Annotated in this window: 23 protein-coding genes and 1 pseudogene; 21 read left to right on the top strand and 3 right to left on the bottom strand. The window is 39.0% G+C overall.

The genetic code is table 11. The annotated features are described in order from the left end of the window. The first annotated feature begins 11 nt into the window (after window positions 1-11). Window positions 12-1,340, top strand: a complete 1,329-nt coding sequence (locus JFV29_RS12765; RefSeq protein WP_201184080.1) for an MFS transporter — start codon at window positions 12-14, stop codon at window positions 1,338-1,340. A 30-nt stretch (window positions 1,341-1,370) separates the two neighbouring features. Next, entirely contained in the window at window positions 1,371-2,171 is an 801-nt protein-coding gene (locus JFV29_RS12760) for a carbon-nitrogen hydrolase family protein (RefSeq protein WP_201184077.1), read from the top strand. 1,401 nt (window positions 2,172-3,572) lie between these two features. Here JFV29_RS12760 and JFV29_RS12755 read toward each other — a convergent pair. Continuing rightward, window positions 3,573-4,238 (bottom strand): Crp/Fnr family transcriptional regulator, encoded by a 666-nt coding sequence (locus JFV29_RS12755; protein WP_201184074.1) that lies wholly within the window; start codon window positions 4,236-4,238, stop codon window positions 3,573-3,575. Window positions 4,239-4,418: 180 nt separating this feature from the next. Here JFV29_RS12755 and JFV29_RS31050 point away from each other — a divergent pair, with 180 nt between their 5' ends. Together JFV29_RS31050 and JFV29_RS31045 are read left to right on the top strand one after the other, a co-directional pair. After that, complete coding sequence (locus tag JFV29_RS31050) at window positions 4,419-4,640, top strand: transposase (protein WP_201184268.1); 222 nt, start codon at window positions 4,419-4,421, stop codon at window positions 4,638-4,640. A 134-nt stretch (window positions 4,641-4,774) separates the two neighbouring features. After that, window positions 4,775-4,945 carry a transposase gene (locus JFV29_RS31045; RefSeq protein WP_201184071.1) on the top strand — a complete coding sequence of 57 codons (171 nt, stop codon included), beginning with the start codon at window positions 4,775-4,777 and terminating at the stop codon, window positions 4,943-4,945. A 191-nt stretch (window positions 4,946-5,136) separates the two neighbouring features. On the opposite strand, the gene JFV29_RS12740 is transcribed toward JFV29_RS31045, so the two are convergent. Beyond that, entirely contained in the window at window positions 5,137-5,766 is a 630-nt protein-coding gene (locus tag JFV29_RS12740) for a Crp/Fnr family transcriptional regulator (RefSeq protein ID WP_201184069.1), read from the bottom strand. 418 nt (window positions 5,767-6,184) lie between these two features. Between JFV29_RS12740 and JFV29_RS30410 the strand changes: the two are divergent. From JFV29_RS30410 to JFV29_RS12670, 15 genes and pseudogenes are all read left to right on the top strand, one after another. After that, window positions 6,185-6,319 (top strand): annotated as a pseudogene (locus JFV29_RS30410) (sulfite exporter TauE/SafE family protein); the annotation flags it as partial. 477 nt (window positions 6,320-6,796) lie between these two features. Continuing rightward, on the top strand, window positions 6,797-8,272 hold the full coding sequence (locus tag JFV29_RS12735; protein WP_201184065.1) for a 4-hydroxyphenylacetate 3-hydroxylase family protein: 1,476 nt from the start codon (window positions 6,797-6,799) through the stop codon (window positions 8,270-8,272). 34 nt (window positions 8,273-8,306) lie between these two features. Beyond that, window positions 8,307-8,843, top strand: coding sequence for an FAD synthetase family protein (locus tag JFV29_RS12730; protein WP_201184265.1), 537 nt, complete (start codon window positions 8,307-8,309; stop codon window positions 8,841-8,843). Between the two features lie 97 nt (window positions 8,844-8,940). Then, the gene (locus tag JFV29_RS12725; protein ID WP_201184062.1) at window positions 8,941-9,477 is read left to right on the top strand and encodes an NADPH-dependent FMN reductase; all 537 of its coding nucleotides are present in this window, start codon (window positions 8,941-8,943) and stop codon (window positions 9,475-9,477) included. An 89-nt stretch (window positions 9,478-9,566) separates the two neighbouring features. Continuing rightward, window positions 9,567-9,758: a tautomerase family protein gene (locus JFV29_RS12720; protein WP_201184059.1), complete on the top strand. Its 192-nt coding sequence runs from the start codon at window positions 9,567-9,569 to the stop codon at window positions 9,756-9,758. Window positions 9,759-9,854: 96 nt separating this feature from the next. After that, on the top strand, window positions 9,855-10,403 hold the full coding sequence (locus tag JFV29_RS12715) for a 3-hydroxyanthranilate 3,4-dioxygenase (RefSeq protein WP_446728244.1): 549 nt from the start codon (window positions 9,855-9,857) through the stop codon (window positions 10,401-10,403). Then, window positions 10,394-11,401 (top strand): amidohydrolase family protein, encoded by a 1,008-nt coding sequence (locus tag JFV29_RS12710; RefSeq protein WP_201184263.1) that lies wholly within the window; start codon window positions 10,394-10,396, stop codon window positions 11,399-11,401. Before JFV29_RS12715 ends, JFV29_RS12710 begins: the two co-directional genes overlap by 10 nt. After that, window positions 11,398-11,859: a RidA family protein gene (locus JFV29_RS12705; protein WP_148359043.1), complete on the top strand. Its 462-nt coding sequence runs from the start codon at window positions 11,398-11,400 to the stop codon at window positions 11,857-11,859. Before JFV29_RS12710 ends, JFV29_RS12705 begins: the two co-directional genes overlap by 4 nt. Window positions 11,860-11,869: 10 nt before the next feature. Next, on the top strand, window positions 11,870-13,336 hold the full coding sequence (locus JFV29_RS12700) for an aldehyde dehydrogenase (protein ID WP_201184056.1): 1,467 nt from the start codon (window positions 11,870-11,872) through the stop codon (window positions 13,334-13,336). A gap of 62 nt (window positions 13,337-13,398) precedes the next feature. Beyond that, entirely contained in the window at window positions 13,399-14,178 is a 780-nt protein-coding gene (locus tag JFV29_RS12695) for a 2-keto-4-pentenoate hydratase (RefSeq protein WP_201184055.1), read from the top strand. 15 nt (window positions 14,179-14,193) lie between these two features. Continuing rightward, on the top strand, window positions 14,194-15,093 hold the full coding sequence (locus JFV29_RS12690; protein ID WP_201184052.1) for an acetaldehyde dehydrogenase (acetylating): 900 nt from the start codon (window positions 14,194-14,196) through the stop codon (window positions 15,091-15,093). Between the two features lie 24 nt (window positions 15,094-15,117). Further along, complete coding sequence (dmpG, locus tag JFV29_RS12685; protein WP_201184050.1) at window positions 15,118-16,149, top strand: 4-hydroxy-2-oxovalerate aldolase; 1,032 nt, start codon at window positions 15,118-15,120, stop codon at window positions 16,147-16,149. Beyond that, the gene (locus JFV29_RS12680; RefSeq protein WP_201184047.1) at window positions 16,149-16,937 is read left to right on the top strand and encodes a 2-keto-4-pentenoate hydratase; all 789 of its coding nucleotides are present in this window, start codon (window positions 16,149-16,151) and stop codon (window positions 16,935-16,937) included. Before dmpG ends, JFV29_RS12680 begins: the two co-directional genes overlap by 1 nt. Before the next feature lie 621 nt (window positions 16,938-17,558). Beyond that, on the top strand, window positions 17,559-18,926 hold the full coding sequence (locus tag JFV29_RS12675; protein ID WP_201184045.1) for an MFS transporter: 1,368 nt from the start codon (window positions 17,559-17,561) through the stop codon (window positions 18,924-18,926). A 1,144-nt stretch (window positions 18,927-20,070) separates the two neighbouring features. Then, window positions 20,071-20,208, top strand: coding sequence for an anti-repressor SinI family protein (locus JFV29_RS12670; RefSeq protein ID WP_201184043.1), 138 nt, complete (start codon window positions 20,071-20,073; stop codon window positions 20,206-20,208). 997 nt (window positions 20,209-21,205) lie between these two features. On the opposite strand, the gene JFV29_RS12665 is transcribed toward JFV29_RS12670, so the two are convergent. Further along, a complete protein-coding gene (locus JFV29_RS12665) occupies window positions 21,206-22,726 on the bottom strand; it encodes a PucR family transcriptional regulator (RefSeq protein ID WP_201184040.1) in 1,521 nt (506 codons plus the stop codon). Between the two features lie 212 nt (window positions 22,727-22,938). Between JFV29_RS12665 and JFV29_RS12660 the strand changes: the two genes are divergently transcribed. Further along, the gene (locus JFV29_RS12660; RefSeq protein WP_201184037.1) at window positions 22,939-25,041 is read left to right on the top strand and encodes a hydantoinase/oxoprolinase family protein; all 2,103 of its coding nucleotides are present in this window, start codon (window positions 22,939-22,941) and stop codon (window positions 25,039-25,041) included. Next, on the top strand, window positions 25,038-26,807 hold the full coding sequence (locus JFV29_RS12655; protein ID WP_201184034.1) for a hydantoinase B/oxoprolinase family protein: 1,770 nt from the start codon (window positions 25,038-25,040) through the stop codon (window positions 26,805-26,807). The genes JFV29_RS12660 and JFV29_RS12655 overlap by 4 nt, the downstream gene beginning before the upstream one ends. Window positions 26,808-26,872 lie beyond the last annotated feature (65 nt).

The following is a 26,872-nucleotide window of genomic DNA, read 5'->3' as shown; positions in this document are numbered from 1 at the left end:
GAGTGAGTTGTTTGAAGAGCACTAATGTCCGATGGCGAGTTATATTTTTTATCATGGTTCCAATGCAATTAATGATGTCATTAGATCGAATCAATATTAGTGTTAGTGCACCACTCATTCAGGAAGATTTTGGTCTTAGTTTAACTGAAATTTCATTTGTATTATCGGCTTTTGCCTGGACGTATGCATTATGTCAAGTACCTGCCGGAATTTGGGTACAACGAATAGGCTCTCATAAGGCAATTGCTATTGCAGGTATTCTTTGGTCCGTAGTTACATTTATTACTCCATTTGGATCCGGCTTAATTTTACTGATCTTCTTTCGCTGCTTATTAGGTATTGCCCAGGCTGCAGATATACCAGGTGGAATAAATGCTATCAACACTTGGTTTCCTAGAACGGAAAAAGCCAGAGCTAATTCTATCTTTTTAAGTTCTGGTTATTTAGGATTGGCAATTGGTACAACATTAACTGCATGGATTATTTCACGATTCGGTTGGGAATGGAGTTTTTATAGCTATGGAATCATTGGAGTAGCTGTTGGCTTGTATTGGTATAAGAGGTTTAAGAATCATCCGAAAGATCATCCAGCTGTGAATCAGGGAGAGTTAGACTTAATTACCGAAGAAACAAAATCCAAAGAAGAGAACAATGAAGTGGTATTCAAAACATCACGGAAAGAATGGAAAACACTTTTGAGCAAGTCCCAATTTTGGGCGATTGGTTTTCAATATTTTTGTTTAGTATTGGTGGAAAGCTTTTTTATCACGTTACTACCTCTATTTCTTCTCCAATCGCGTGGCTTGTCCATTGAAAGTACAGGAATTGTGGCAGCATTGCCTTGGTTAGCATTAGCGGCTTCTGTAGTGGGTATGGGGACTTTAGTCGATTTCGTTTATCGTAAAACAAAATCTCGTATTACCTCACGTGTTCCTTTTGGTATTGTAGGATTCATCATCAGTTCTAGTTGTCTATGGTTTGCCTCTCAAGCGACTTCTACTTTTAACATGTCTATTCTATTAATGATTTCAATGGCTGGAATAGGTATGATACAAGTACCCAATTGGTCTGCCGTTCAGGACATCGGAGGAAAACATAGTGCTTCATTATCAGGATGGGTAAACTTTTGTGGAAACGCTGCAACGGCGATTGGTACTATACTAGTGGTGCAAACAGTCAATCTCACTGGAAATTGGAATATGGGTATCATGTTATTAACAATTATGGGTGGATTGGGTGCAATCTCGTGGTTATTCATAAAACCTAACAAGTCCCTTTTTGAAGAGGAACAAATTGAAAGCGCTATCGTAAACAACGAAACTCGCAATACGGTAATATGATTTATTAAAAAGTTTATTAGGAGGATTATTATGAAAGTAGCTATTGCTCAATTATCTACAAGTACCGATAAAATGTCTAATTTGGAGAAAGCAAAAAAATACATTTCTAAAGCAAAAGGATTGGGAGCAGATTTTGTTATATTACCTGAATTGTATATGGCACTAGCTATCCCAGGTTCCGGAATTTCACCCGTTGATGTTGCTGAACCATTGGAGGGTCCGTTTGTTTCAGGATTAGCTGAGGCGGCTCGAGAAAACGAAATTTATATAGTTTGTGGAATATTTGAGTCAAAAGTAGATGATGAGCAGCGTGCATATAATACGACAGTATTTATCGATCGTTACGGACAAATTATACAATCTTATCAAAAGACTCACTTATACGATGCTTTTAACTATAAAGAGTCTGATACCATTGTCCCTGGTGATAATCAATATAAAGTAGTAGAAACGGAATTTGGAAAAATAGGTTTTATGGTTTGTTATGAATTACGATTCCCAGAGATAGCAAGGCAATTAGCACTCCAAGAAGCGGATATTCTGTTTATTCCTGCTGGATGGGTAGCGGGAGCTATGAAAGAGGATCATTGGGAAACTCTACTTCGTGCCAGAGCCATTGAAAATACTGTGTTCGTTTGTGCTTCTAACCAAGCCGGCAATGTCTTTTCTGGACGGAGTATGATTGTCGATCCAATGGGAGTTATAGCAACTAGTGGAGGCGAAGAAGAAACTTTGATTATGTCTGATATTGACCTTGATCGTGTACATCGTGTGAGAGAAAAACTCCCTTGTTTAGTTAACCGTAAACCTGAATTTTATGTTACAACTTGATGTTCCTAGAGAAGTTCTTTACTGACATCTTGCAATTAATCTTCCCAACTTGAACATTTTGAAATTCAGTAGACAATGAGTTTATAATAGGTGTATCAAATAGTCCTGTTGCGTCAGGGATAAAAATTTAACTTAGTGGTCGCACACTAGGTTATAGAAGAAGTCATTTCCGTTAGTGCCTGAGAAACACTAACATATGGAAATGGCTTTTTTGTTTATCCGTTCGTTTTTAAGTTACTGATAATTTTACCTCTATCAAACTGGTAAAGCAACCATAATTAACAAGGTTCTGATAGTTTCCGCCATACCGTAAAAAGTAAAAAAGCCCAGCCCATTACAGGCTAAGCAGGTTCCGTTTTGATGTCTGTACCCCAATTTCAGCTTAGAGTGGTGGGACTGGTGGGATTGGAAGCTGTGGAGGACGCTGATTGTAGCTTTTGTTATACCATCCCATATATACAACCCTCCTTTTTCTACTATATATGTGGGATGAAAAAATACAAGCTTGTCCAAATTACCTAAGTTCAGTGAAAAAGTATATATCTCTATTGGGTTAGATATTTAAACATTTTGACCTTTATACTATAGTTCGTAAAAGTAGACTTTTGCAAACGGTTCTTTTTTGTGCAAAATCATCTTACTTTAACGTTCATTAAAGTTAGAAATAATTTTACGGACGTTCGTATATTTATATACACTTTTACGAACGTTTTGGTGGAATAAGAGAAAAGTAGAAGAGGGAGTAATAAATTGGATATTCGTAAATTTGGATACATACGAGTCAGCAGCAAAGATCAAATAGAAGAAACTCGTCAAAAAAGTAGCCTTTGCTCAACAGGAGCAAAGGCTTTTCAACGATAGGAGGAATAATTTATCAGTTTCACCAATTTTATAGATTGATATACATCTATTTTAAAAGTAATAGCGTTGAATTTTGCAACGAAGGATATTTGTACATAAAAAGCATAATTCACTTCGTCAGAGAGCGAATCTCAGCACAATTATAACAACAAAAGAGAACCCATAAAAGCTCCCTCAATTTCTGTTTAATCTATTAAGTTCTAGCTCATGTTTTCCAACTTTTTCAGCAAGGTAATCAATATTTTCATTGCTCTCTTAGTATATTAGTTTAATTCCGAATTATGGATAATAGAAGGTCGAGGTAGTAGTTAAATTAACTTCTTGAACAAATACTGGAAACGAAGAGTGATCTTTTACCAGTGTCTCCTTTGCAGAGATAAGTATGAAACCAAGAAGTTTTAAATTTTTGTGTCTTAGTAGTACTTCCATGCTGGGCGTATTAACAACAGTATGGAAATCTCTCTCAGCTGTTCAGGTAAAATCCAGTTCTAAAGTCGTCATTCCTCTTCCTTACATATTTTTGGATGCTGCCCAATATTTTTATTCTTGAGACGAGGATAATATTAGCATGTCCAAGTTTGACAGATTTTTTATATCAGAGCGTTGGATTTCTCTAATTCTATTTATATCAATAATATCAATTGTTTGACTAGAGAGTTTGATTATACCGTCTTTAACCCATTTTTGGATGATTTTATTTACGGTAATACGGGACGTACCAACGTAACGGGCAAATGCTGTTTGATTAATAGCAAACTTACCGTTTTCGTTAACAAGCTTTAATAAGTAGTGTGCCATTTGCTGTTCAACAGGGCTATCAAGAAAAGTAATAATTTCTGCCAATAATCTAAATTTATAAATTAGGGAATTTGTAAATATTGTTGCTGCATTTGGGTGTTCTTTACATACTTTTAGTAATGCTTCATCAGAGAAATAATACAAAACGGAAGGGGAGGTTGTAAACGCGGTAGTGGAATAAGGTTCTTTATTAATTCCATTCTCTCCAAACAACATACCTTCCGGAACATAATTAACAGTACGCTCTTCTCCTTTATCGGATAGAATTGTAATTTTTATTTCTCCCTTACTTAAGTAATAAAACCCTTTTCCATCCTCTCCCTGGTGATAAATAACTGTATTTTCTTTCACCTCAATAAATTGTCCATATGTCAAAAATGGACTCCATGTAAAACGAAGATTTAACATTCTATCACCACTCCTGATAAATAACGTGTTTTTTATTTATGAAGAAATTATTACATTTAGTCGTATCTAAATGTAATCGGATGACACACCGAGCATTAAAGCTTTCAAACGAACTTCTCTTGGTAGACTCCACCACGATTACAGTGGGAAAGTCGCCTTTATCACAGGGAGCGTGCAGGAATCAAACTGCATGTTAGCTATTCTCCTCTCACTGAAATACCTCTTCATGTCGTTGGAACCACTGGACTTGTGCATGATGGACCAATTGTTGAACAGTTGGTCGATTTACGATTTATCATGGTAGAAAATCGAGTCTATTTTAAGATCAAAAGAATCAATCAGTTTACGGAAGACCATCAAAAGTTTGTCATCCGAATGAAAGAAAATACAGAAATCTTTTGAACACATTCTTTACAACGGCTAAAGCAAAATGCATCGCCCGTCAAGCGTGACAACACCTGCCAACTAGGTACCGAGCAATCTCGTTCAATGAAACGTCAACGCGTTGTATTTTTTAGGACGATTATGGTAATGAGATGCGTGAAGTCACCAATCTGATGAATGTTGCGCCAGAAGCCATTGCAGATATATACAAAACAAGGTGGAGAATCGAAACGTTCTTCCGATGGATCAAACAGAACCTAAGTGTCCCTGTTTTATTTGACACGACAGAAAACGCCGTCTTTAATCAGATTTTGCTGCTTTGATTGCATATGTTCTATTTAAATGGCTCTATTCGAAGACATCTGAAGGGCGAGTATTCAATAAATTGTTGTTTATCACTTTTCAGCGACAATGGCTAAAAGCCAATTTACCTATAGACTGGCGAATAGCTGTTGTTTTAAAAACTATAGAGAATTACAAGAGATATGTCTGTCTAATTTTGGATAATCAACACTCATGAATTAATAACATAGTTTCTTAACAGATCGGGATCTCTAATTAATAGCTTTCGACTTTGTATTTCGATTAAATTTTCTTTCTGCCATTGTTTTAATATTTTGTATACAGTTATCCGTGTCAAGCCTGTACACGTTACGAGATCTTTTTGGGTTAGATGAACTTCATGATCTTTAAAATCATAACAAATATTTAGAAGTATCAAGGCAATTTGACTCTCTGCAGAGTGAGAATTCAAATTAATTAGCTCAACAAGCCCGTGTATTTTTTGTATTACAGTTTTTGTGAAAAGATTTAAAAACGTTGGTTGTAACCTTAGGAGTTCTTTAAACTTCTCATAAGGAAAGTAATAGAGTATGGAGTCTTTCACTGTTACAGCCGTTGTAAAGTGAACTTGTTGATCCATGGTTTGAACACCTAATAGTTGACCAGGAACTACAATGTTTAACATACGGTCTTTTTCCTTTGTTGTTGAGGTAATAACTTTAATTAAGCCCTTATGAACATAATAAAAACCATCTCCAATAGTATCTTGTTTATATACCCCTGTTTTTTCCTTGAAAAATTGTCTAATTCCAAATTCTAAATAATTTTCCCAATTGATGTAAGTATGCTGGGAAATAATCATAGTAGTCACTCCTAGAATTGTAATTTTCAATGAGTATTTTTTGATGGAATCTTGAGAGCATTATCAATGCCCCTAGTAGTAGCATTATTTTTAAATAGAACGCGAGTAAATGATTATGAAATGGACTAATAAAATTGTATTTCTAATCTAGATATTCGATGTAATTATTTGATGGGTTCAATTATATTAACTTTGTTATGTTTTCTTACGAGGAATTACTTAGAGTTTAATAGTTTGATGGGAAATTTTCTTCAAACATAATTGGTAGCGCTTTCTTTTTTGGGTATTTGACTAATGATCTTTTGTAACTTAGGACTCTTTAAAACCTTTCTATATATAGCAGCGACGAAAAAGCTTTTTAAATACTTTACACTAGTTTAAATATAAATTTATTTAAAATCAATCTATTATTTTAACGATGGTTGCATTAGGGACCTTACTTGGGTTTGTCTGTGCGTGCGGTGCCGGATTCATTATATCTAGTTTAACGTTAGTTTTTAAAGTTCCCATCTATCAAGCATTGGGGACCTCTCTAACGGCCTCAAGTTTTAGTAGGAACCATTTTTGGAGCCTATGTAGGAACAAAATTTACAAACTTCGCACCCAAATTATTTTTGAAAGTGACAGTGGTCGGAACTCCTGCATTGGCCGGCTTTTTACTGATAATTTAGCGTTGATGCCATTTTAATAGACGTTAAGGGGGCTGACTCAAAAACATGTTACGTGCCTTCGGGATCGAGCCTTTTTTAACTATTTTTCAGAAAATATAAAAAAATCAAAAAGGTTAAATAGTTTACAGTTTTATAACTGATTTGGGCTTATTATCAACTAAAGGGATTGAATCAATAAAGATGATATTTAAAATAACTTTGAGGGAGAGTGATAATAAAAAATAGATAATAACTTTCTATTAAAGAAATGCATGTCGATGAAGTCCACCGTGTTTTAGAAATGAGTAGATAGTAAAGATATGTTAATGAAAACCAAAAGATATAGATGCTATTAAATAAACATATAAGGAGAAATGATTATGGGAATCCGTACAGGTGCTCAATATATAGATGCAGTAAAGGCGCGAAAACCCGAAATTTGGATGGCGGGGAAAAAAGTTGAAAGCGTGTTGGATGAGCCAGTATTAAAACAGACAGTACTTGAAATCGCAAAGCTATATGATATGCAACATGATCCGGAATATCAAGATAGGATTACTCATGTCTGTGAAGAAACTGGGGAAAGAGTGAACAATGCGTTTTTGGTTCCCAAAAACTATGAAGACTTAACTAAGCGTAGAGCAGCGTTTGAGGCCTTCGCAAAGGCTACTTTTGGTTTAATGGGAAGATCTCCAGACTTTTTAAACGTGGTAATTACTTCTTTGTACAGTAATTCTAACTTTTTTGAAAAGTACAATCAGCAGTGGGCTGAAAATATGCGTAATTACTATCGACATGTTCGCGATAATGATTTGTTTTTAACGCATGCCATTATCAATCCTCAAAATGACCGAAGCAAATCCTCTCATGAGCAACAGGATATGTTTTCTCATTTAGGAGCTGTTGAAGAGACGCCTGAAGGACTTATTGTGAGAGGTGCTAAATTTTTGGCTACACTTGCTCCTGTAACAGATGAAGTTATTATTTATACCTTCCCAGGATACAAACCGGGTGATGAACGTTATGCGCTATCATTTGCACTTCCAATTGATACACCAGGACTTCGAATTATTTGTCGCGAACCGATGCAAGATGGGAAGCGTCCATTATTTGATCATCCATTGGCATCACGCTTTGAAGAAATGGATGCACTGTTAGTCTTTAAAGATGTTTTAGTTCCTTGGGATCGAGTGTTTATTTATAACAATATTGAAGCTGCAAACCTCCTTTATCCAAAAACAGGAATCGCTCTGCAACCATCACATCAATCGGCAGTGAGAGGGCTCCTAAAACTTCAATTTGCTACCGAAGTAGCATGCAGGTTAGCTGACTCAATTGGAGTAGATACATTTTTACATGTACAGGAAAACCTTGGTGAGCTAATCCAAGCTGTGGAATCTATTAGAGCATTAATGCTTGTTGCTGAGCATGAGTATGAGATTACACCAGAAGGTGAGGCTATTCCGAATTGGGTACCTCTTGAAACGATTCGAGGTTTCTTGCCGAAGATGTATCCGCGTGCGATTGAACTGATGCAAACAATAGGGGCTGGCGGATTATTGTTGAGTCCAACTGGTGCTGATTTTGAAAATCCAGAGCTGAGAGAAGATATGGATCGCTATTATGTAGGGAGAGAGGGCGTTTCTGCAATTGATCGTGTAAGCGTTTTCAAACTTGCTTGGGATTTGTGCGGAGAAGCTTTCGGACAACGCTTGCTTCAATATGAACGTTATTATACAGGGGATCCGATACGGAAGAAAGCCATTTTTTATAATACAATTAAACGTCAGCGTAAGTTTGACATGGTGGATGAAGCATTACAAGTAAGTGAGTTGCTAGAACTAATGAAGAAGTAATACCCTGATTTTATGTAATGAGGAGGTAGAGGGTATAGAAACGCATGCAGAAGGAACTTTAACACTGCCAGGCTCGGTCATAGCAATTGGCGCGTTCGATGGGGTTCATCAAGGGCATCAAGCTGTGATTAGAGAAGCTGTGAAAAGAGCTAAGATTCTAGGAGTACCAAGTTTGATATATACATTTGATCCCCCTCCTCGATTTTATTTTCAAGGGGTTCGTATTTTAACTACGGTTGAAGAGAAACTGGTTTTATTAGATAAGTTAGGGGTCGATCATGTTGTGATTGCACGGTTTGATGAATTTTACACAATGCGTCCCCCTATAGATTTTATTGAAGATTTAAAGAAATTTAGTCCAATAGAAATCATAGTAGGAAGTGACTTCCGATTTGGAGGAAATCGAGAAGGAGATATTCAACTACTTGAACAGTATTTCCAGATTCGAGTTAATCAGCCTGTTTGTTGCTCAAAGGGTAAGGTTATTTCGTCTACCAGAATACGAAAACTGATATTAACAGGAAACATTCAAGAATCCCTTTCTCTGTTGGGACGGCTATCTGGAAGTTAATGAAATAAAGCGAAGGAACATTATGCTCTGTTTACCTTCAGGTGGCGAAAACAGATGGATACCTAAGGGTAGCTAGGACGTTCAAGGAGGATCTTAAATGAAATTATTAGGAATATCTGGAACTGTAGTTGGAGCGAAAACATGCGTTGTTGTACAGAAGATTTTAGAGGAAGTTAAAAAAACACATCCAGAAGTTGACGTAGAATTGTTGGATTTGAGAAATTACTCTGTTTCTTTGTGTGATGGACGTGACCTTTCTAGTTACTCGGATGATACAAAAAAGGTCGTTGACATTGTTTCGTCTGCTGATTTCTATATTATCGGTACCCCGATATTTCAAGGCTCTCTCTCTGGGGCGCTTAAAAACTTATTTGACTTGGTGCATCCGCAAATTCTACGCAATAAAGTAATGGGGTTTATTGCTACAGGTGGAACTTATCAACATTACTTAGTGATTGAAAATCAATTGAAACCAATTGCTGGTTATTTTCGGGCCTTCGTAGCACCGGGCTCTGTTTACGTTCATACCGACCATTTCAATAAGCAGAATGAAATAGTGGATGAGGAAGTATTAAGCAGAATTTCGGATTTGGCAAAAGAAGTAGTCTTTATGCAAAAAGCATTAAAAGCCTAAATAATGAAATTGTATAGTGAGAAATCCTTTTCACCTGTAGTCTGGATGATGAAAATGTATTTTTATAATTCTTTAGAGGGAGTATCTCAATGCCTATCGTTGAAATGAAAATTATAGAGGGTCGAGATCAAGAAACAAAAAACCGCTTGATTGAAAATGTAACACAAACGGTATCTGAAACGTTAGGGGTATCCCCCGAAAGTATTAGGATTTTAATTTATGACATTCCATCAACACATTGGGCCATTGGGGGAGAAACGGTTCAAAAAAGAAGAGGGTAATGGTGACACATTTAAATAAGCCGATATTGATCTTAAAGCTCTCACAAAAATCAAACAATGAAATAATAAAAAAACATATATGGAGTGATTAAAACTATGAGTACTTTGAATACAACTTTCAATACAATTAATCTATGGAAATTTATTGAGGAAAATAAAGATCAACTTAAACCTCCAGTGAATAATAAAGTGGTTTGGAAAGATTCAGAGCTAATGTTTATGATACTTGGGGGGCCGAATAAACGACGTGATTTTCATGTAGATCCCTCAGAAGAGATTTTCTATCAGCTAAAAGGGGATTGTTATGTTGAAATTATTAATAAAGAAGGAAAGAGAGAAGTAATAACCGTAAAAGAAGGAGAAGTATTTCTACTCCCTCCGAATGTTCCTCATTCTCCACATAGAGTTGCTGATACCATTGGTATAGTGATAGAACGTGACAGGACTGAAGGCGAATTAGAGGATTTTGTATGGTTCTGTGAGAAGTGTGATTCTGAAATGCACCGAGTCACTGTTCAATTAACCAATATTGAAATTCAAGTAAAGGAAGCCATCAACCAGTTCAATGGTAGTCTAGAATTACGAACATGCAAAAATTGTGGACATGTTATGTCGAGGGAAGCAGGGGAATGGAAATGCGAGTAGATTTTCATACACATATTATTCCAGAGAATATTCCAGATTTCTCAAAAAGATTTAAAGGAGATCGATGGCCTGTGCTACAACGAACTTGTTCCTGTGGAGCCAATATTATGGTTGCGGGAAAAGTTTTTCGAGAAGTTACAGATCAAGTTTGGAGCCCTGAAAAGCGAATTCAAGACATGGAACGAGAAAAGGTGGATATGCAGGTTTTATCCCCTATTCCTGTAACATTTTCTTATTGGGCGCCTGCTGAAGAAGCGGAAATCATGGCCCGTATTCAAAATGACTTTATTGCAGAAACAGTAAATCAGTATCCAACAAAATTTATTGGACTAGGTACGGTTCCATTGCAAAATGCAACTTTTGCTATTCGAGAGATGGATCGCTGTATTCACGAGTTGGGCTTAAAGGGGATTGAAATTGGGACTAATGTAAATGGAAAAAATCTAGATGATCCTTCATTAGTTGAATTTTTTGAAATGTGTGAGAAGTGGGAGGTCCCTCTATTTGTTCACCCATGGGAGACGTTAGGAGGAGAAAGGATGCCCCGTCACAATTTAATGTACACGGTCGGCATGCCTAGTGAAACGGCCCTAGCAGCAGCTAGTTTAATATTGGGCGGTGTGATGGAGAAGTTTCCTAGGTTAAAAATTTGCTTTTCTCACGGCGGAGGGTCTTTTCCATTCATTCTTCCTCGATTAGATAAAGGGTGGCAAGTATGGCCACATTTAAGACTAATCGACAAACCTCCAAGTTATTATGCCAAGAAGTTTTATTTTGATTCGATCGTAAATGATCCAGTGAATATCAAATATCTCGTTGAAAATTTTGGACATGATCGAGTGATTATGGGGTCGGATTACCCATTCTTACTTCGAGAAGTTCCACCGGGACAGGTTATTGACGATGCCATGGCACTCACTTCAGAACAAAAGCTAGCTATGCTTGGAGAGAATGCTCTTAAATTTCTAAATATTGAAAAAGCGGTGATTCAACAATGAAAAGCCAAACTGTGACACCCGAAGAGAAATTGGAAGAACTAGGATTAGTACTACCTATACCGCGTCAAGCGGCTGGGAACTATGTCAGCTGTGTACGGACAGGAAACTTGATTTTCACAGCTGGACAAGGTACCGATGAGTATCGCGGCAAGCTCGGTAAGGATGTAACGGTTGAAGTTGGATATGATGCTGCTAAACAATGCATGATGAATCTTTTGGCGGTCGTAAAACAAGAGATCGGGGAACTAAGTAAAGTAAAACGCATTGTTAAAATATTAGGATTTGTGAACAGTACTCCTGATTTTACTAACCAGCCCAAAGTAATGAATGGTGCTTCAGATTTGTTGGTAGAAGTATTCGGTGAGAACGGGAAACATGGAAGATCGGCTGTTGGAATGGCCCAGCTCCCACATAATAATGCGGTCGAAGTGGAAATGATCCTAGAAATAGAGGAATAGGAGGGTACAGATGAGCTCTTTACAGGGGAATCAAATAAAAGTGAAAGACGCAAAACTTTTTATCAACGGTGAATATATTAATGCGGTATCAGGTGAGACATTTGATACGATTGATCCTTCAACAAACCGGAAACTTGCTTCAGTGGCAAATGCTAGTGAGAAAGATGTTAAGCATGCGATTGAGGTCGCACAACGTACATTCGAAAGCGGTGTTTGGAGTGAAATGCCGGTTGAGGAAAGATCGAAAATTCTTTGTAAAATGTCTGATCTAGTTATGGAACGAGTAAATGAGTTAGCTCTTATTGAAACGCTAGATGTCGGAAAACCAATTAAAGAGAGTAGAGAATTTGATATTCCTAGGGCGGCATCCAATTTACGTTTCTTTGCTGAAATGGCTAAATACGTCCACCAAGAGCATTATCAGCAATCTAAACATATGTCCTATACAAAGTATGCAGCAGCAGGTGTGACTAGCTTGATCATTCCATGGAATCTTCCTTTTATGCAAATGACATGGAAAGTATCTGCAGCATTGGCTGCCGGAAATACAGTAATTGTGAAGCCGGCCTCTTATACACCGCTCAGTGCAGTTATGTTAGGGGAAATTGCCAATGAAGCGGGACTTCCCCCAGGTGTCCTAAATATTATTACCGGACCGGGTGGAACCGTCGGTACTGCAATGTCTACAAATCCATATGTACGCCGTATTTCTTTTGTTGGGGAGACTACGACCGGCCAAACAGTTATGAAAAACGCAGCCTCTCAATTAATCCCTGTATCGCTTGAATTGGGCGGGAAGTCAGCTAACATCGTTTTTGAAGATGCAGACCTAGATGAGGCGGTAAAAGGTTCGATTGAGGCTATTTTTAGAAATCAAGGGGAAATCTGCTTGGCCGGTTCTCGCTTATTAATACAAGAAAGCATTTATGATAGATTCCTAGAAAAGTTTGTTAATGCTGTAAAGAAGATTAAGGTTGGAGACCCGCTGGATGAAGCTACCGATATGGGAGCCCTAGTTTCCCGCAGTCATTTAGAAACGGTTGATAATCATGTTCAAGCTGGAATGTCTGAAGGGGCAAAACTAGCAATTGGCGGTAAGCGAATTCTGGGATTAGGTGAAGGAAACTTCTACGAGCCTACTGTTCTTTATGATGTAGATAACAAAATGAGAGTAGCCCAGGATGAAATATTTGGTCCTGTACTTGTTGTGATTCCTTTTAAAACAGAAGAAGAGGCAGTGAAAATTGCTAATGACTCGATTTACGGTCTTGCGGGTGTGGTCTGGACGAATGATCTACAGCGAGCCCACAGAGTTGCTTCCCGAGTCAATTCTGGCTTGTTCTGGATCAATTGCTGGTATTACAGAGATTTGAGAACTCCTTTTGGAGGGTCAAAGGCGAGCGGAATCGGTCGAGAAGGTGGACGCCATAGTTTTGAATTCTACACGGAAGCAAAAACTATTACGATGAAATTATAGAAGCAAAATATAAAGAGTGGCTAAGCGTCACTCTTTATATCTAAGGAAGGAAGGGGATTCTCTTGAGTTTAATATTAGAAGCATTAGCAGATAAATTGATAGAAGCAGAGAGAAGTAAGCAGCCACTAGACCCACTTACACAGCAATATCCTGAATTGAGTGTGACCGACGCTTACCAAATTCAGATAAAAGTCATGGAGAAAAAGAGAACAGAAGGACGTTGGGTTATTGGTAAGAAAGTAGGGCTTACAAGTGTGGCAATGCAGAAAATGCTAGGAGTCAATGAACCGGATTATGGCCATTTGTTAGATGATATGGAGGTTAAAGATGGGGAGAAAGTCAAAATTAGCGATATGATTAGTCCGAAAGTAGAGGCGGAAATTGGTTTTATCCTTGGACAAGATCTAGTTGGTCCGAACGTCACTTATCTGGATGTATTAATGGCTACTAAGTATGTGGTACCCACGATTGAGATTATTGATAGTCGTATTACTGATTGGAAGATTCAATTAATAGATACTGTCGCCGATAATGGTTCTTCAGCTAAAGTAGTGGTTGGGAACAAGAGGAGTACGATAGATGGTTTAGATTTACGTAGTGTTGGTATGGCTCTTTATAACAATGAAGAGCTCGTAGCAACAGGTTCTGGGGCTGCTGCACTTGGGCATCCTGCACAGGCGATCGCATGGTTGGCGAATAAATTGCACGAGTTTGGTATTCAGCTTAAAGCAGGTGAGTTAATTCTGCCTGGAGCACTTTCTGGAGCATTGACTGTTAAGCAAGGGGATACCATTTCAGCTCATTTTGGCCCTCTTGGTTCGGTTTCTGTAGCTTTTGAGTAAATGGGGGTAGTTTATGTGAATAAAGTTAAAGCAGCGATTATCGGTTCAGGTAATATCGGTACCGATCTTATGTATAAGTTGGAAAGAAGTGAAGTAATAGAATTAACTACTATGTTTGGGATTGATCCCGAATCTGACGGATTAAAACGTGCGAAAGAACGAGGGTATCGGGTGTTCGCAAACGGAATTCAGGGGTTAGTAGATAACCCTGATTTAGCAGAGATTGTTTTTGATGCGACATCAGCCAAAACGCATGTAAGACATGCAAAAGTCTTAAATGAACTGGGGAAATTGGCGATTGATCTTACACCGGCTGCCAGAGGACCTTTTGTGAGTCCAGCCGTCAATCTGGGTGTTAACCTTCATGCTAGGAATGTCAACATGATAACATGTGGCGGCCAGGCAACGATTCCCATTGTACATGCTGTCAATCAAGTAGCAGACGTTTCCTATGCAGAAATTGTTGCTACGATTTCAAGCGAAAGTGCGGGACCGGGGACACGTGACAACATAGATGAATTTACGATTACTACAAGACGAGGAATTGAAGAAGTGGGGGGAGCAGATTGTGGAAAGGCCATTATTATACTTAACCCGGCTGATCCTCCGATTCTCATGCGTGACACTGTCTATTGCGAAGTAAAGAATATGGATCAAGAAGCGATTCATCAATCTATTTATGAAATGGTAAGAACTGTACAGCAATATGTGCCGGGGTATCGACTTAAACAGGAACCTTTATTTGAAGGAAATCAAGTGACGGTCTTCGTTGAAGTAGAAGGAGCAGGAGATTACTTCCCGAACTATGCAGGGAACTTAGATATTATGACTGCTGCAGCGACACGTGTAGCAGAAGATTTTGCACGTAATATATTGAACCAGGCAACAGTCGAACTGGCTTCAAGTGAAGAATAGGCAGGAAGGGATAGGTGACCACAGATGAATAGCAAAAGCGACAAACCCATTAAAATCACAGAAGTATGTTTACGCGACGGTAGTCACGTTATGGCACATCAATATACGGAAGAACAGGTTCGCAAAGTTACGCGTGCTCTTGATGATGCAGGGATGCACTACATCGAGGTTAGTCATGGCGATGGATTAGGAGGTTCGACTCTTCAATACGGTCGTTCGCTTGTTGATGAAATGAAATTGATTGAAGCTGCTGTTGAAGAGTCTAAGCAATCAAAGATTGCGGTCCTGTTATTGCCGGGAATTGGTACCGTTCATGATCTGAAACAGGCCCATGATATAGGTGCAGGGTTGGTTAGGGTTGCGACGCATGTAACAGAAGCGGATGTATCCTCTCAGCATATTAGCATGGCACGAGAATTTGGAATGGAAACATTAGGTTTTCTAATGATGGCTCACATGGCTCCTGTAGAGAAGCTGGTGGAGCAAGCCAAATTGATGGAAAGTTATGGTGCCCAAGCGGTATATGTAACTGATTCAGCGGGGGCTCTTTTACCTGATCAAGTTCGTGAGAGAATCAGTGCTCTACGTGAGTCCTTAGATATTGAGATTGGTTTCCACGGCCATAATAATCTATCCGTTGCGGTTGCAAATACGCTTGTGGCCATTGAAGAGGGAGCCACGCGATTGGATGGAAGCATTCGCTGTTTAGGGGCAGGAGCAGGAAATACACAGACGGAAGTTTTATTGGCTGTATTGGATCGAATGGGAATCCAGGTAGGGATTGACCTTTATAAAATGATGGATGTTGCTGAGGATGTTGTGGGACCATTGTTACCTCGAGCACAGGAGATTAATAAAGGAAGTCTTACTCTGGGGTATGCCGGTGTTTATTCCAGCTTCCTCCTTCATGCAGAGCGGGCGAGCAAGCGGTTTGGCCTTGATCCGAGGGATATCCTAATGGAACTTGGAAAGAGAAACGTGGTTGGAGGTCAAGAAGACATGATTCTTGACGTGGCCGCTGAATTGGCTAAATCCCAAAAATTGGGGGTGCGATAATGGCTATTACTCAAGGAGCAGATCTAGAAATCGTTGAATATCTTTTATCAGCGGAAAAGGAACGCCGGGAAGTTACAAAAATCACAGATAAATATCCAAACTTGACTTTCGAAGAAGCGTATTTCTTACAGGAGAAATTAATTCAACAAAAAGAACAAGAAGGTGCTCGGCGAATTGGATTGAAACTGGGTTTAACAAGTAAGGCCAAACAGGAGATGATGGGGGTTCACGAAGCCATTTACGGCTATTTGACAGATGATATGCTTGCTTTCGAATGGGCCCCGCTTGAGTTTAATCAACTCATTCATCCGAAGGCCGAACCGGAAATCGCTTTCTTTATTGGAGAAGATCTTCAGGGAACCAATGTTACCGCAGCTGATGTATTGAGTGTAACCCAATATGTTGCTCCGGCAATTGAAATTATCGACAGCCGATATTTAGATTTTAAATTCACCCTTGTGGATGTTATTGCGGATAATTGTTCTTCGGCTCGCTTTGTAATAGGTAATAAATGGATGTCTCCCACTAGTCTCAATTTGGCGGAACTAGGAATGGTTATGTCTAAAAACGGGGAAGTAGCTACGGTGGGAGCAAGTGCGGCTGTGTTGGGACACCCTGCCACATCCGTTGCTTGGGCAGTTAATAAAATGGGGGAAATCGGAAAGGGCTTAAAGAAAGGGGACATTGTGCTAAGTGGCGCCATATCCGAAGCTATCGCCTTCCAACCAGGAGATTCTATCCACTCTCAATTTGCAGAATTAGGGAGTGTATCATTCACCTGTAAATAGAGCAAAAACCTTAATGTTTTTACTGAATCTATGAAAACATTAAGGTTCTTAGTAGTTTCTACTTTGCGCTGTTCCAATTTTTTATTCATACATGTTAGTTTTTCAATCTGATGTTCTTAACGTACTCTTTGAGAACCTAGACATCCTTAATAAAAAGCCCCTCTCTTTAAATACAGAAGATCTCTATAAGAAAATTGTGCGCAGTATGGGAATTTTGTATCGGTTTGAAGTTCCTCTAAATAAATGGACGATAGACAGTATCTACCAAATGTGTGTTCTGACCGAAACATCTCCCCAATCTATATTTAATAAGAATTATTTCCTTTCTAAGGTGACGGAAGAGGGACGTATCACCTCTAGGGGACACATTAATCATAGTCAAAGGAAAAGAACTTATAAAAGAAAAATTAGCAAATCACGAGATTGTTGAAGAGGCCCAGCGTTATTTTCAATTAAGTATCTGACCAAACTTCTAGACGGTTTCATTTTTAAATAGCAAGATAACAAGTTAATTGAATTCCCTAAAATGTAAGATGGTTGAGGATTAGAAGCATCTACGACAGATAACGGAAACAATTTAATGATAATAATGAGCACTAATTATCAAAAGGAGCTGTTTAAATGAGCCGAAATTCACATTCAGTAGATCCCTCTTATTCGAAGAACGAAACAAATTTTCGACAAGAATTGAGTAATTTGGAAAGTAAATCAATTCCTGGTATTACTTATCTTGTTGTAACCATTTGTTGGTTTTGCATGCTTGCAGAAGGCTTTGATTTAGCTATCTACGGTGCTGTACTTCCAACGTTAATGGAGTATCCAGCATGGTCATTATCTTCAGCGCAGGCGGGTTCTATTGGAAGCTATGCCCTCATTGGGATGCTAATAGGAGCAGTATGTGTGGGAACTATTACTGACATTTTTGGACGTAAAAAGATATTGGCATTCTGTTTGACTCTATTTTCTATAATGATGATTCTATCGGCTACGGCATCTTCTCCTGAAATGTTCGGATTATATCGCTTTATTGGGGGGATTGGATGCGGTGGTATCATTCCTACGGTTTCTGCCTTAACTATTGAATATTCTCCTATTAAACGCAGGTCACTGATGTATGCGATAATGTATACGGGATATGCATTGGGCGGTGTATTTTCGGCTCTAATTTCAATGTTTTTCATAGGCGAATATGGTTGGCGATTAATGTTTTTGGTTGGTGGAGCGCCGATTCTCGTTGTTCCTTTCATTCTCAAATATCTGCCTGAATCACTCGATTTTCTCGTAGCTAAAAATAGATACACAGAGGCAGAGCGTATTGCCAACCGCTATAATATTTTTATCGAGCCCATTAAAGAAAATAAGTCTTCGGATAAAGGGCAGAAAGGGAAAAGTAAATCCAACACGATAGCGACACTTTTCTCAAAACAGAACATTCGGGCAACTTTATTTTTCTGGGTTACCTTTTTTATGGGATTGTTTATGATTTATGGATTGACAACATGGTTACCTAAAATGATGAGAGAAGCTGGTTATCCGCTTGGTTCGAGTCTAGGACTTCTGTTGATGCTTAACCTTTCAGCAGCCGCGGGTGCTCTTTTAGCTGGTGTAGCAGCAGATCGCTGGGGCTCAAAAAAAGTGATCAGTATTTCATATTTCCTGGCGGGAATTTCAATTGCTTTATTAAGCTTAAAATCATCGATGCTAATTGTTTATAGCCTTGTAGGAGTCGCTGGTTTTGGAACCATCGGAACAACGTTGATCTTAAATGCATATATTTCCAAATATTTTGATGCGGATAATCGTGCTACAGCTTTAGGGTGGGCACTTGGATTTGGTAGGATAGGAGCTATTTTAGGTCCTATTTTGGTTGGATTGTTTATGTCTTGGAAATTCGATCTTGTGATGAACTTCTATGTTTTTGCTTTTGCGGGGGTCATAGCTTCATTATCTGTGTTATTTATACCGAAAAATGCACATGGGAAAATTTAGATATCAAAAGGGCTGAGCTATAAGTACATTCATACTTAGGGGGTTTAGCCCTTTCTTTCATTTTAGGATGACAACCAAAGGGCTTTTGTAAAAGGGGTGCATTAAGCGGCAGGTTCAATGCTCTACGATCTATTTGAAAAGGAAAATATGTTTAAACGAAGGTTTGATCATTTAATACATAGAAGGTTATTTTTTGAATGCGCGGTTTCAAGTTTAATGAGAAATCACATATTGCTTGAGTATAGATGGTTTAAGAATGTAAATTTTTCTATTTTTGATATTTAGCAACTCTTCCTGTTCCCACTTCTTCAAAATTCTATAAGTGGTCCCACATCACCTTGTCGGTAAAGGGGTGTTTTTTTTTTACAAACTTGGCGTTCTGCATAGCTCAAGTAGGGTTAGCAAGAATGTAAGTGTTTATATTTGTTGTCTGATGGTGGAGTAAGCAAAATGGGCCCCCCTTTTTTTGAGTACGACGGATTGGATTAGTCCAACGAAATGCTTAAGAATGGGTAAAAAATTATACATGGGCTTTTTCTATACTATGGTAAAGAGACGAAAATATAATAAAAGGTTCATATTTGATGGTACCCAATCAATTAACTTTATTAATATATTGAACTAATTTTCCTCTAATAATTAGAGTACAGTAAATTTCAACACAGTCAAACTTTATTAATCGGTCGAACTTTATTTTAAATTCACATCTAGATCAATCTAATATCGGTACAATCCCTATAATCGTAAAAGAAATAAAAAAAACGCCCCTGTCAACGGTAAATGGCTGACTGTAACGTAGTGGAAGGAATTTAAGGAGTTGATAGGGTCACCATACCCAAAACCCTCTTGGCACTCCAAAACAACAGCCCTCATTTTATCTGTCCTACTTAGTGTAGCCGATCAAATGATACCCTCAAAAGAATTAACTATTAAACGTAATGTTTATTATATTTAATGATGGTAAAAGTGACTAAAAGGGAGGCGAATTGTTTTGGCTATAATAGATATTGACCAATTGCTTTTAGCTACTGAAGAATTGCCGAAGAGTCAATTCGATTCCATCTCGATACATTTGACATTGATCAATTATTAGATAAAACAGATAACTGGTAAAGAAAATCATGCCCTTAAAAGGAGGATAAACATGACAACAAAAGAAAACAGGGATCAAGATCTTCCTGAAGAATGGGTTGAGTTAGTAAAAAAAGCAATGAAATCAAATATAACTAAAGTGGAATTTAAGAGATTTTTGGAAGGAAAATCAAAAATCAATAAAGATTAACTATTTTTAACACCGTTCGAATAATCAGAACGGTGTTTTCAATTTTTATATGTGGCCATGTACTCGTAAAAAGGAGTACTGCCACATTTGGTGATTGTCAATGGCTAAGGTGAAGAGGGTTAAATCGATTAATTAGTGGTTTGTAGGCTACTAAAAGACTAGAAAGAGTTTGATGAGCTTTATGCTTCTTATTTACATATAGCTAGGTTTTCCTATATTCCGTTTAGGAACTATGGAACACAATAGGGCAAAATATTAGATGAATCAGCAGTTTACATAATACTGATTATTAACAGTAAATTTCTATCTTATTTTGATAGACGTATGAAAAAGATGTTTTAGATCGGTAAGCCTCCAAATTTCCAAAGGAAAAAACCTCTTGAGTGACGGAGATATTTTCGAATTATTTAAAGAGCAGACTCTTAAATGAGTTTGCTCTTTTTAAATGTCAATATAATGAGCTGCTGAAGACCAGCAGCTTCTTGAATTTAATTTACCATAGATCTAATTTTGACATTTAATGATTGCCCTAATGATACTAACAACTTTTCATATCCAATAATTACTTCTTTGCGTAATTATTTGATTTGTATTCTGCAAATTTATGATTTTCTGAAGAATAGTCAGATATAACGCTAGAATCTTTAAAATGTTACCGCAAATTCGGGTTTATCTCATTAATACAAAAAAGCACTCTGTTTAAGGAGTACTTTGGCCAATATTAGATGAATATCAGTTAGAGGGGTTTGAGAACAAGATACACACTGCTATTGAGTGTAGCTCAACTGACTAGGTAAGCTAGAATATCATTCAAAACTCTCAAAAAATACAAATGCGCCAGCCTATTTAAAAATACTCGAAATGCTCACTTTTTAGAAAATCTATAATAATCTTCCTATACGTGCATGCGCTATGTGTCTACTCCTATTATTTCGTGGTGGTAGGATTGTGAGGCTCGCCAATATCGGCTTTATTTTAGAGATAACTCTAAGGTATTTTAAGATAGTTCAGGCAGTAAACCAAGTATTATAGCTGCTTCTAAAGCTAACCAAAGTTCGGCAACATTATTGGTAACATTTAGGCGACGTTCCGTCATTTCTTCTATTCGGTTAATTCGATATACTAATGTCTGCTTATGTATGTGTAATTTTTCTGAGGCATTCTTCCAAGAGCGATTCTCACGAAGGTAGATATAAAGAGTCATTGCTAGTTGACTGTTATGTGTCTTATCATATGCTAAAAGGTCTCCAATTACTTGCTCTACCAGTTCTTTAGTTTCACTTCTGCCTCTAGGCAAAAATGGTGATACGGGAGACTCTTCATTGTAGAACATACAGGTTTTATTATAAGTCTCTGCTGCACGTAATGCCCATAAAGCTTCTTGATATGCTTCTGCTACACGTGAAGGGCAATCAAAATTATTACTTATACCAAAGCATATATTTGTTGTTTGCAATTCACATTTTAAGCTAGAAATTGACTCTGCATTGGCAGGAAGTAAAGCAACCAGAACATTTCCTCTTAGAGTTAACAAATGGGGAATATTGCATGCATTCAACTGAAGATGTAGCCACTCGTGCTCAAAAGGCTGGGTCCCCGCAGAGCAAGCGACGATGCACCGTGGTTCTTTTCCTAGTCCGTGATTAGCTAACAAGAAATTGGCTGAATCTGGTGTAAGTCGTTGATCAATTAATCCCTCCATTATTTCAGCTCCCACTCGTCGTTGACGTTCATGTATGGCTGTATCTTTCTCAATTGCCAATCCCACAACGGTCGCAGTATGACTTAATACGATACTATCGGGTATACCTGTTGGATGATTAAAGACCAGTAGAATGGCGGGTCGTGAAGTAGGAATTGGCACTTGTAAAGCTTGAACTCCTCTCCACTCTATACGTTGTATAGCAGGAGAATCAAATGTACTGAGTGGACGGACCGCTTTAAGTATATCTGTAACATTTTTCGGTAACTTGCCTTCAAAAAATAGGGGTTTACTGTTAACTGGATTTATTATATAAAGCGAACAATTAATAATCTTGCTAAGCGTTTTGACTATACCAGACGGTGGAGTATTATGAAAAGCCTGACGCGCAACTTCATAAATTCGTAACGTCTGTAATAATCGTGCATGCTCTTTATGTGAATTAGCATCAGACACAGTCCGTGTAATTGTAATCCACGGGACTTCATAAGCTGTCAACAGGACTGGAAAGCCATTGCGGTCGGCTTCAGAGAGAAGAGGATTAATCATTTCAGGAGCATACATTCTTCCCGCAATTGATATTCCACTTACTTTTGCATCTATAAGACGCTTTATGTAGTCCTTCTGCTCTTGTCCAGGACGTGGAATAGCCAACCCAGTAGTCAAGATTAATTCACCTCCATTTAACCAAGGAGTAGGATCCGATAATTCACATACATGTGCCCAAGTAACTTCTCGCTTTAATCCCCCATACCCGGCAAGAACTTGCGTCTTCAAGTGTGGGTTATTAACAAGGTCCTGAATAGTAATTGTCATAAGCATTCATCCTATCGTATGAAATAAATAAAGATTACTATAATTTAGACGTATAGAAGAATATTTATTGTTAGAATATACTCAATATAATGATAGTTTTCATTATTGCAATTGTTACCATTATACTAGATGGTTAGTGAATTGCAATTATATCGTCAGTCTCTAATGAGATTATGTAAACCGGATGGAAACAAATAAGAGGAGGACGGCAAATGTTACAAGTTGGAATTGATGTTGGTGGAACCTTTACTGATCTTTTCGCATGGGATGAGCAAGCCACAGGAACAAATCGCGTACGCACGGCAAAAGTACTTACTACGCCGAATGATCCAGTAATCGGATTTATGAATGCGCTTTCATCTGCAGGTATTGACCCCTCGGAAATTAGCACAATCATTCATGGGACGACCATTGGAACAAACGCCTTATTAGAACGAAAATATCCCGAACCTGCATTAGTGACGACAGCTGGTTTTCGTGACACACTTGAAATTGGGCGGCAACGCCGTCGCTACCTATACGATCCTTATCAAGTTAAATCCCGCCCATTGATTTCCCGTAGTCAGCGGTTCACAGTGAGCGAAAAATTGGGAGCCGATGGGAAGACAGTAAAGCCCCTCGACCGTGAGGAAGCAATAAAAGTAGCTGAACACATTGCTTCACTTGGCGTCAAGAATATTGCTATAGCGTTTATTAACTCATATGTAAGTGGCCGGCATGAGCAAGCGATGAGAGAGATAATTCTAGAAAGGATTCCGGATGCACGGATTGCTCTGTCTTCAGAGACACGCCCTAAAATTCGCGAACTAGGTCGTTTTGTTACGACTGCCACACGCGCTGCCCTATTCCCTGTTGTGAGTGATTACTTCACTCGATTGGAAGATTGTCTAGCTGAGGCGGGATCAACAGCAAAGCTTTTCATAGTGAAAAGTAATGGTGGTATGATGCGAAGTTCTACAGCCAAAGAGCGTCCTGAAGAATTGATTGCGTCAGGACCAGCAGGTGGAGTTGCAGCAGGAGCATTTCTCAGTAATTTACTTAACACGCAGAATATGATTGTTACGGACGTAGGTGGCACTAGTTTTGAAGCTTGCCTGATGGAGAATGGCCGTGGTCTGATAACAGACGAATATGAATTCGAATGGGAGATGCCGATTATTGCGCCTATGCTCGATATCCGAAGTATTGGTGCCGGTGGTGGGTCAATTGCGTGGATTGATCAGGGTGGATCGTTACGTGTTGGACCACAAAGTGCCGGAGCAGATCCGGGACCAGCTTGCTACGGTAGAGGGGGCAGCCGTCCAACAGTCACAGATGCAAATCTTGTTCTTGGACGTTTAAACCGAACATTAAGTGGTAAATTTCAACTCGAATACGATGCTGCTGTAGCCGCTATAAGTACTCTTGCGGAACCACTAGGGTTATCTGTTCTTGATTGCGCAGAAGGTATTATCGAAATCGTCTGTGAGAATATGGCAGGAGCAATTCGCATGGTTTCAACTGACAGAGGTCGTGATCCCCGCGATCAGACACTTGTTGCATTTGGAGGAGCCGGCGGGCTACATGCCTATAGGGTTGCCGAGGCAGCCGGTATTAATCGAATTCTAATTCCTCCCTTTGCTGGTGTCGCATGTGCATTTGGAGCCGCTACGATGGAAGTGCGTCATGATCTTGAAGCGACTTTTTATGCACCAGTAAAAGGTCTATCTCCGAGTGAATTAACACTTGCTTTCACTAAACTAGAAAAAGAATGTCACGAATTACTCGAGAATGATGGAATTAAACCAGAGAAGATTACATTGGAGCGAAATGCCCTGATGCGCTATATTGGACAATCATATGAAGTAGCTACCCCAGTACCTAATGGAGAACTGAATACATCCATATTAGATGAAATAGCTATTGCCTTCCACGAAGTGCACGAGCGTGAATATGGCGTATCATCAGAATCCTTCGGCGTTGCATTTGTCACATTACGTGTCACGGGATATGGTCAAATTGTCAGAACAGAGTCCATCGATTTAGAGGCAGTAATGGGGGCAAGTAACCAGATTAACGCACTATCTGTTAAGGATCATCGCAAAGTCTACTTTGGTGGCAAGCACTACAAGGTAGAGGTACATGACCATACTTTGCTTTGTAATGGTCAACAGATTAATGGTCCGGCAATCATAGAACAAGCGGACAGTGAAATTGTTCTTCCGCTCAATGCATTGGCTCAAATAGATAAGTATGGCAATATTATTATCACTAATGAAGAGCAAGTGAATCAAAATGGTAGTTACGTTACTACCACTGAGGAGGGTGTACTATGACAATCATCCATACAAACTCCGTACAGCGTCAGCTTGATCCAATTACATTTGAAGTTCTTCGACGTTCATTTGAATATACATGCGAGAGAATGAGCCAAGTGTTGCAAAAGGCATCATTCTCACCAATTATTTATGACATGGTGGATTACTCCAATGCTATTTTTGACCCGGACATCAATTTAATTGGTCAGACCGCTAACTGTCCTGTTCATATTGCTGCCATGCACTTCAGTGCCCGAGCTTCACTTAAACAATTCCCAATAGAAGAGTTGGGTCCTGATGATGTCATCATTTTAAACGATCCTTATGATGGTGGCACTCATACTCCCGATGTTACGATGACCATGCCGGTGTTTAATGAAGGAACTTTGCTCGGCTTTGCAGTCAGCCGTGCGCACTGGACCGATGTAGGTGGTGGTTTCGATACTCATATCGCTGGGGAAGGTCTGCGTCTTCCGCCTTCAATGCTCTACAAGGGAGGGAAACCAAATACCGAATTAATAAACATTATTAGGAATAGCTCACGCACACCTCAATATATTGAGGGTGACATCAACGCACAACTTGGAGCTCTTCGAGCAGCTCGTGATGAATTCATAAGACTCGCCAATAAGTACGGAGTTGATGTTCTTCGACAGGGGATGCGTGAAATTCTTGATTACACTCAACAAGTTACTATAGAAGCAATTAATCAAATTCCTGATGGCGTGTACGAAGCGAGTGAATACGTTGACAGCGATGGGTTTATCGATGATCCAGTTCGGCTACGTGTCAAGCTTACTGTTGCGGGTGATCGGATTGGTGTGGATTTTACAGGAAGTGATCCAACCGCTATTGGTCCAATTAACTCACCTTATGCTAACACGGCTTCGGCAGTTTACTATTCTTTAAAGTTCTTTCTCAATCCTGAGGCACCAGCTAATGCTGGAATGTATCGCCAAATCGACTTGAACATTCCAGAGAATACATGGCTCAATCCAAAATGGCCAGCACCAACGCTCGGATGTACTACGGTAGCATCATCAAAGATTACTGCAGCAATATGGATGGCTTTGGGTCAGGCTATTCCTGATCTCATTGTTGCTCCGACCTGTTCGGATGCTAATTGGTACGTGGCAAGTGCAACTGACCCAAAAACTGGTGAATTGCATGTCTTTACTGATTTACCTGCTGGGGGATGGGGGGGCACACCTAATCATGATGGAATGCATGTAACAATGGATCCTCTTGGGAATTGTCAAAATCTACCTGCTGAAATTGCTGAACTATTGTTCCCAATTCGTTACAATGCCTTTGAAATGCGCACTGACTCGGCGGGAGCTGGACGTTATCGTGGTGGTGTAGGTGTGCATGTTGAAATAGAATTCCTTGGGCGTGGCGAGATAATTTGGATGGAGTGTTCGCGAACACGTGAAGGTTCCCCAGGAGTTAATGGAGGATTGCATTCAGCACGCCAACGACAAATGCGTAAGTCACTCAATGGTTCACTGGAGACTATTGGTGGAATGGCAGACGATGGAATATGGCATTCAGCGATGTTAGGTGGAATTCAATTCCAGCCAGGTGAAGCGTTTGTTTTTGAGAGTACAGGTGGTGGTGGCTGGGGCGACCCTTTGAGTCGTGATCCGAAACTGGTCTCGCAAGATGTACGAAATAATATTGTTTCAAAAGAGCAAGCAGTAAACCTTTATGGTGTAGTGCTTAAAGACGACCTTACAGTCGATCAACAGGCAACCAATGTTAAACGAGCAGCAGTTAAATCATAAATATCATGCATTCAGAACTCGTACCTAATAACAATTAAGAGGAGGAAGTGGGTATAAACCTACTT

Origin of the sequence: Peribacillus sp. TH16 (assembly GCF_016651095.1) — a bacterium.
GTDB classification, from domain to species: Bacteria; Bacillota; Bacilli; order Bacillales; family DSM-1321; genus Peribacillus; species Peribacillus butanolivorans.
This window is presented reverse-complemented; position numbering and strand designations above follow the sequence as displayed.